The following is a 6,982-nucleotide window of genomic DNA, read 5'->3' on the forward strand; positions in this document are numbered from 1 at the left end:
GGACTGTGGCTCCGTAGGTCGAGGGTTCGAGCCCCTTTTCCCACCCCATTCGAAACGTTAATTGGATCGTTAGCTCAGCTGGTAGAGCAGGGGACTCTTAATCCCAAGGTCCAGGGTTCGAACCCCTGACGATCCACCATTTGAATTTCAAACCCCGGCATGCGTCGGGGTTTTTATTTTTTGTGAGTCACTAGTTTCTAATTGTTTGTTGCGAGGGATTGCGTCATACTGAAGTCTCCATGATTTTATTGTAGTTCGGAGGACTCGCCGTGATTTACACAATGACGCTTAATCCCGCGCTTGACTATGTCATGCACCCAAACACATTGGACATGGGTTTTACCAACCGCTCGTCATCAGAAGAGCTGCACTGCGGTGGTAATGGTATTAACGTCTCTACGCTTCTCAATGAGCTTGATAAGGTCACCGTTGCCATGGGCATTGTCGGTGGGTTTACCGGTGAATACCTGCTGAGTGATCTTCAGCGTCAGGGTATTCCAAGTAACTTCGTCAAGCTGGATTCAGGCTTTACCCGCATTAATGTCAAGCTTAACGGCATTGTTATGACTATGGTCAACGGCAATGGTCCACGCATTCCGGAGAAAAAGGTTGATGAGCTGCTGGAGCGCATGGATGTTGTTGGCGCAGGTGACACCCTGGTTCTTACCGGTTCTATTCCAAGCTCGCTTCCAGAGGATATTTACACTCGCCTTATGGCTCAGCTTGCTGGTCGCGGTATTCAGTTTGTTGTTGACGCTCCTGGTCAGCTGCTTATGGAGGCTATTAAGGCTCAACCATTCCTGATCAAGCCTAACAACCACGAGGTCGGCCGTATCTTTGGTGCAAGCCCAGAGACTCCAGAAGAGTGCATTCCATTTGCAAAGAAGCTCCAGGACGGCGGCGCTCGCAACGTTATCGTTTCTTGCGGCGGTGCAGGTTCGCTGCTCCTGGACGAGTACGGTACTGAGCACATTGTCCCAACTGCAAAGATTCGCCTTGTTAACGCAACTGGCGCTGGTGACTCCATGGTTGCAGGCTTTTTGGCAAAGACTACTGCTGGCTACGATTACGACACTGCGCTTATCTACGCTTCTGCTTGCGGTACGGCAACTGCAGCAAGCCGAGGAATCGCAAAGCGCGCAACCATCGACCGCGTTGTTACTGCTCTCTACAAGAAGATGGGCCGAGAAATGCCTGCCTCTATTGCAGAAGAGATTCAGCTTGCTCGCAAGAAAGAGGAGAGCCGCGAGGGTAAGTCTTCTTGGCTTGCAGATTCTGAGTAGTAATCGCAGCTAGAACACGTAGTTCTTTTGGCGAGAAACCCTCAGACGGTGCACTTTCGCCGCGTAAGAAATACTGAGCGTTTTGACTATTGTTAACGTACAAACACTTGGCAAGAAGGATTTTCTCGCCAAGTGTTTTTTATTGAAATTTATTTAAAGATACTCACAACGTAACAGGTCAAAAAAATGTTACCCTGTAAAAAGACAGGTTAGTTTCTGCGACTATTGTCCTGTGTTGATAGGCTTGCAGAACGTTATACACCGCTAAACGGACAATGATAGGAGCATGTATGTTTGAGGGAGTCAATGCATCCAACGGAATCGGCATCGGTACTGCTCAGGTTGCCGTAGATCCAGACCTCACTTTTACTCCGCACACTGTTGAGGACACTGCTGCAGAGAAGGTTCGTTACGCAGAGGCAGTAACTAAGTTTATTGCACAGACTAACGCACAGATTGAGCGCATGACCAAGACAGTAGGCGAGGAAGCCGCTGCTATTATGGGTGCTCACATTGAGTTTGCTGAGGATGAGGGCATCAAAGAGGCTGTTAACGGTGCTATTGATGGCGGCACCTGCGTTGAGCAGGCTGTAAGCGACGCCTACGACATGTACTACAACATGTTCCTTGGCATGGAGGATGAGCTCTTCCGTGAGCGCGCAGCAGACGTTGCTGACGTCAAGACCGGTCTTCTCGCTGACCTGCTTGGCAAAGAGGTTGTTGACCTCTCCACACTTCCAGAGAACTCCGTCATTGTCTGCCATGAGCTGACTCCTTCTATGACTGCAGACATTGATAAGGACCACGTTGCAGGTATTGTTACCGAGACTGGTGGTCGTACTTCTCACTCCGCAATCATTGCTCGCGCTCTTGAGATTCCTGCAGTTCTTTCTGTTCCTAATATCACTTCTGAGGTTGCAACTGGCAACGCTATTGTTGTCGACGGCACTAACGGCAAGGTTGTTGTTAATCCTTCTGAGGCTGAGCTTGCTGAGTACAAGACTCAGGCTGAGGCTTATGCTGCAGAGAAGGCCGCTCTTGAGGCTTACCGTGGCAAGGAGACCGTAACTGCTGACGGCATCCAGGTTCTGCTTGTTGCTAATATCGGCAACCCAGATGACGCTAACGGCGCAGTTGACGCTGACGCTGAAGGCATTGGTCTGTTCCGCTCCGAGTTCCTGTTCATGGACGCAAAGGAGCTTCCAAGCGAGGAGGAGCAGTTTGCTGCTTACCAGAAGGTTGCTCTGCGCATGAAGGATAAGCCTGTCATCATCCGTACCCTTGATGTCGGCGGTGATAAGGAGATTCCTTATCTCAACATGAAGGCCGAGGAGAACCCATTCATGGGCTTCCGCGCTATCCGTTACTGCCTCAACAATGCTGAGCAGTACAAGGTTCAGCTCCGCGCTCTTCTCCGCGCATCCGCATTTGGCGATATCAAGATTATGCTTCCTCTTGTTACTACTGTTGACGAGGTCCGTGAGGCAAAGGCTCTTGTTGAGGAGTGCAAGCGTGAGCTTGACGCTGAGGGCGTAGCTTACAACAAGGACATTGAGGTTGGCACCATGATTGAGACTCCATCTGCATCTCTGATTGCAGATAAGCTGGCTCGTGAGTGCGACTTCTTCTCTATTGGTACCAACGATCTCATCGGTTACACCATGTGCGCTGACCGCGGCAATGATCGCGTTGCCTACCTCTACGAGGTCTACCAGCCATCCGTTCTCCGTTCCCTCAAGTTCCTCATCGGCGAGGGCAACAAGGAGAAGATCATGGTTGGTATGTGCGGCGAGGCAGCTGCAGACCCACTGCTCATTCCAGTCCTGCTTTCCTTTGGTCTGGACGAGTTCTCCGTTTCTGCACCATCTGCCCTGCGCACCCGCAAGACCATTGCTGCTTGGACAAAGGCTGAGGCAGACGAGCTTACCGCTCGCGTTATGGAGCTTGATACCGCAGCTGAGGTTAAGGCTCTGCTTGAGCGTGAAGCTCGCTAAGTTCTAGTCGTAAAGTCTTAGCCTACACGATACAAATTCAGGGGCATCTGCGCTGGCAGGTGCCCCTGTTTCTTTAACGTTAAACCTTTTGGCGAGAAGATCGATCTTCTCGCAATGCGCAACCAGCAAAGCCCGAGCCGCGAAGCGCGACCTACGGCGCAGGAGTCGCTCTGTGCGCTAGGGAACAATCACGGAAAGTGCAGCGGGAATAACTTCAATGACAAACTGCTCTGCAAAGGGAAGCTCTTCTCCGTCTACCTGAATTGGGACAGGCTTGTGGAAAGTTACCACTGCTTGCTTGAGGTGGCGCTCCTCAATGATGCGGGAGTTGACGTGTTTGCCAGCCCTAGCCAGGCCAAACAGAGCCAACAGGTGAGGAATGATAGGTACTTTAGTGTTGTAGCAGACGGTAAGAAGGCCATCGTCAGGCTGCGCATGCGGACAGACCTTAAAGCCACCGCCATACGTAGGGCCAATCTGGAAGGCCATGATAAGCGCTTGAAGATCAATGTCCTTCTCGCCATCAAACGAAACGGTGCAAGGGTAACCCTTGCTACCTGCAGCCATAAACTTGAGACCCGAGGTTAAGAAGAGCGCCTCGCCCTCGGTAGAGGAGTTGTTCGCGCGGCGCTTTGTGGTGTCGGCTGCAATAGCTGCATCAAGTCCAAACGACATGGTCTCCATGAAGTAGACGTCGTTGATGCGACCAATCTCTAGCTGCTTAACCTTGCCGCGAACCAGCTGTGCAAACGCGCCTTCGGGGTCGTTAATTTTCATACCCAGAGTGCGTGCATAGTCGTTTCCCGAACCCATAGGGATAATGCCAAGCGCTGGACGAACCTCTGGCGATAAGGTCATGAGGCCGTTGACCACCTCGTGGATGACGCCATCTCCGCCAAGTGCGACAACCGTATCAAAGTCCGCAGCTTCTGCGGCCATGACACGCGCATCTCCCATAGCTGTGGTGAGCTTGAGCTCGTATCCGTCTGTTGCAGCAGAATAGCTGGTTAAAAAGTGGCGAGCAAACTCTGCACCAGCAGCACCTTTACCGCTATGAGCAGCCGGATTAGCAATGATAAGCGTGCGTCCAAGAGGGGATTGAGACATATTGCACCATTTCTACAAGCGCTACTGTTGAGCGCGCTGTTACTAAATAGTCTTGTCACCACATATCAAAATAAAATAGTGGAGAAAACAGTTCAACAACGTTTCAAGTTTAAACGGCTTTGTCTGTCTGTGCTAGGATAAACCATACAGAAATCGGTAGAAAAGGATAGCGCGTGAGCGAGTCTTCAACACAAACTAATAATGCGCAGGACACAAGCGTAGTTTCTGCCAATACTAATAGTGCAAGTCTTGTTGCTGTTTCTGCTCGAGATGCATGGTATCCAACACATCAGCGTGACCAGTTCATTTTGCGTCAGCTGGTAAGTAAAGACTTTAAGCTCAAATATCGCCGTTCCATTTTGGGCGTTGTGTGGTCAGTTTTGAACCCACTTTTGATGATGACCGTTATGGCAGTTGTCTTTTCTACGTTTTTAGGCAACCGCGCCGAGGATGTTGTGAACTATCCTCTGTATCTTATTCTTGGTAACACAGCGTTTCAGCTGATGAACGATGCAACCACTATGGGAATGCGTTCAATTATTGATGCATCTAGCTTGCTTAAGAAGGTTCGCATCAATCGTGTTGTTTTCCCTGTTCAGAAGGTGCTTTTTGCGGTTGTAAACTATCTTTTCTCGCTCATTGCTGTTGGCATTGTTATGCTTGTCTTCCGCATTCCGCTGACAATTTATTCATTGCTCACACCTGTTGCTTTGCTTCTTCTGGCTTGTTTTTGCATCGGTCTTGCAATGCTTCTCTCGGCCCTTGCAGTCTTCTTTAGAGACGTTATCCACCTGTGGAGCGTTGTAACCACTGCTTGGATGTATGGTACACCGCTCTTTTACTCCGTTAATATCATGTCGCCTTGGATGCTTCAGATTGAGCGCTTTAATCCAATGTTCCACTTTGTAACATTTATTAGAGATTGCCTTCTTTTCCAGAAGTTTCCTGCAACAAGCACCATTTTAGGCTGCCTTGTTTCTGCAGTTCTTGCTCTCGTAATTGGCTATACCGTTTTCCACAAACTAGAGAAGAAATTTATTCTGCACATTTAACCGCAGATTATCTTTTTGAAATAACCTTGTAGCAGAACGTTTCTGGATGACTACGAGTTTGTGTGAAGCCAAACATAACGCCTTTTGAGTTGAATGAATGGCTTTCCACCACTGCAACGCAGTTAAAATCTCCAAGCTCTAAATGTTGCTGGTCTTGTTCAGTTGCCAGTTCAACACTGATTGTTCTTTTGCTCTTTAGAATTTTCATATGAAGCGTGTTTTCTAGGTATGCATAAATAGACGTTGATGCATCAGCAATGGTTAGATTTCCAACGGCAGATGCTAAAAGGTAGTCGTTGTCTATCTGGCGAGAAGATCCGTCGAGTTTACGGATTCGAACAATGTGGATAAGTTCTTCTCCTGTTTTAAAACCAGTTTGATGAGAAATACTGTCTGTGCAAGGAACGTGCTCAAAGACAATGACATTTGTTTCAGGTACAAGAGTGTTTCTGTGGGCATATTCTTGAAAGGACTCAAGTCCTTCTAATGAGCCAATAACCTCACTTGGCTTTTTCTGCCAAATAACGCGTACGCCTCTACCGTGAATGGGCTGAAGAAAAGCTTCATCGGACAGAAGTGTGAGCGCACGTCGAACGGTGTTTCTGGAGCAGGAATATATCTTAGTAAGCTCCATCTCGGTTGGTAAATAGGACTCATACGCATATGTCCCGTCTAAGATCTTATTTTTTAAATCATGATAAATCGTATTAAACCGTGCGCTTGGCATATTTTTTCCTTAACGTGCTGTTGAAGGTTGGAGTTGCATGTTCAAGTTGCTCTTGATTAGATAGTAGCTTTATAAAATGAAAGTTACATAAAATGATTCCTTTCATACCATTTACCGATAATTTCATACCGCTCAGAAGTAAGTTGTTTAAACAACTCGTTAATACTAATATACTTTTATTTTGTAGACATAAGCAAAATTGTTTTGAACGTGTATCAAAGCATAGCTTATGAAAATCATGAGAAGAGATGCAACCTAGCAAAGGGTTAGGAGCACTCTCTAAGGAGGAGTCTTATGTCCGGTATCAATCGTAGGCAGTTTGTCACCTTAAGTGCATCAGCTCTTTGCTCACTGGGTCTTGTTGCTTGTGGAGGAAATAACGACAAAAAGCAGGGAGGGTCTGATTCTGCAAACGGTTCAGTTTATTTCCTGAACTTCAAGCCTGAGGCTGATCAGCAGTGGAAAGATCTTGCAGCTAAGTATACTGAGGAAACAAAGGTTCCTGTAAAGGTAGTAACTGCTGCTTCTGATACTTATGCACAGACATTCCAGTCTGAGATTAACAAGGATGCTTCTGTAGCACCAACACTGTTCCAGACAAATGGTCCTTCTGGTCTTATTGGCGTAAAGGACTACTGCATTGACCTTAAGGGTGCCAAGATCCTGGATGAGCTCACCAATGACGCTCTTAAACTTCAGGAGGATGGCGTTGTCTACGGTGTTGACTATGTAGAGGAAGACTACGGCATTATCTACAACACGAAGCGGCTCTACCACCACTGGTGCTGAGCCACAGGACGGCTCTCCTGCAAACACTCC

General features: G+C 48.0%; 6 protein-coding genes and 1 tRNA gene. 5 read left to right on the top strand and 2 right to left on the bottom strand.

Going from position 1 to position 6,982, the window contains the following annotated elements:
• Positions 1 to 63 precede the first annotated feature (63 nt).
• The 3 genes from RWJ43_RS05355 (at position 64) to ptsP (ending at position 3,277) form a co-directional block, all read left to right on the top strand.
• A tRNA-Lys gene (locus tag RWJ43_RS05355) sits at positions 64 to 139 on the top strand.
• A 130-nt stretch (positions 140 to 269) separates the two neighbouring features.
• Positions 270 to 1,283, top strand: coding sequence for a 1-phosphofructokinase family hexose kinase (locus tag RWJ43_RS05360; protein WP_314008702.1), 1,014 nt, complete (start codon positions 270 to 272; stop codon positions 1,281 to 1,283).
• A 290-nt stretch (positions 1,284 to 1,573) separates the two neighbouring features.
• Entirely contained in the window at positions 1,574 to 3,277 is a 1,704-nt protein-coding gene (gene ptsP, locus RWJ43_RS05365; protein WP_314008705.1) for a phosphoenolpyruvate--protein phosphotransferase, read from the top strand.
• A 177-nt stretch (positions 3,278 to 3,454) separates the two neighbouring features.
• Here ptsP and RWJ43_RS05370 read toward each other — a convergent pair whose 3' ends face one another.
• Positions 3,455 to 4,384 (bottom strand): diacylglycerol kinase family lipid kinase, encoded by a 930-nt coding sequence (locus RWJ43_RS05370; protein WP_314008708.1) that lies wholly within the window; start codon positions 4,382 to 4,384, stop codon positions 3,455 to 3,457.
• A 173-nt stretch (positions 4,385 to 4,557) separates the two neighbouring features.
• Between RWJ43_RS05370 and RWJ43_RS05375 the strand changes: the two genes are divergently transcribed.
• On the top strand, positions 4,558 to 5,436 hold the full coding sequence (locus RWJ43_RS05375; protein WP_313996116.1) for an ABC transporter permease: 879 nt from the start codon (positions 4,558 to 4,560) through the stop codon (positions 5,434 to 5,436).
• A gap of 7 nt (positions 5,437 to 5,443) precedes the next feature.
• Here RWJ43_RS05375 and RWJ43_RS05380 read toward each other — a convergent pair whose 3' ends face one another.
• Positions 5,444 to 6,163, bottom strand: a complete 720-nt coding sequence (locus RWJ43_RS05380) for a UTRA domain-containing protein (protein WP_314008711.1) — start codon at positions 6,161 to 6,163, stop codon at positions 5,444 to 5,446.
• Between the two features lie 294 nt (positions 6,164 to 6,457).
• Here RWJ43_RS05380 and RWJ43_RS05385 point away from each other — a divergent pair, with 294 nt between their 5' ends.
• Entirely contained in the window at positions 6,458 to 6,952 is a 495-nt protein-coding gene (locus tag RWJ43_RS05385; protein WP_314008714.1) for an extracellular solute-binding protein, read from the top strand.
• Positions 6,953 to 6,982: the final 30 nt, after the last annotated feature.

The sequence above is a fragment of the Lancefieldella parvula genome, from assembly GCF_963530955.1.
Classification (GTDB): domain Bacteria; phylum Actinomycetota; class Coriobacteriia; order Coriobacteriales; family Atopobiaceae; genus Lancefieldella; species Lancefieldella parvula_A.

Excerpts from the sequence above, each read along its gene's own strand:
- ptsP (WP_314008705.1), top strand. The coding sequence starts at position 1,574 with ATGTTTGAGGGAGTCAATGCATCCAACGGAATCGGCATCGGTACTGCT.
- RWJ43_RS05370 (WP_314008708.1), bottom strand. The coding sequence starts at position 4,384 with ATGTCTCAATCCCCTCTTGGACGCACGCTTATCATTGCTAATCCGGCT.
- RWJ43_RS05380 (WP_314008711.1), bottom strand. The coding sequence starts at position 6,163 with ATGCCAAGCGCACGGTTTAATACGATTTATCATGATTTAAAAAATAAG.
- RWJ43_RS05385 (WP_314008714.1), top strand. The coding sequence starts at position 6,458 with ATGTCCGGTATCAATCGTAGGCAGTTTGTCACCTTAAGTGCATCAGCT.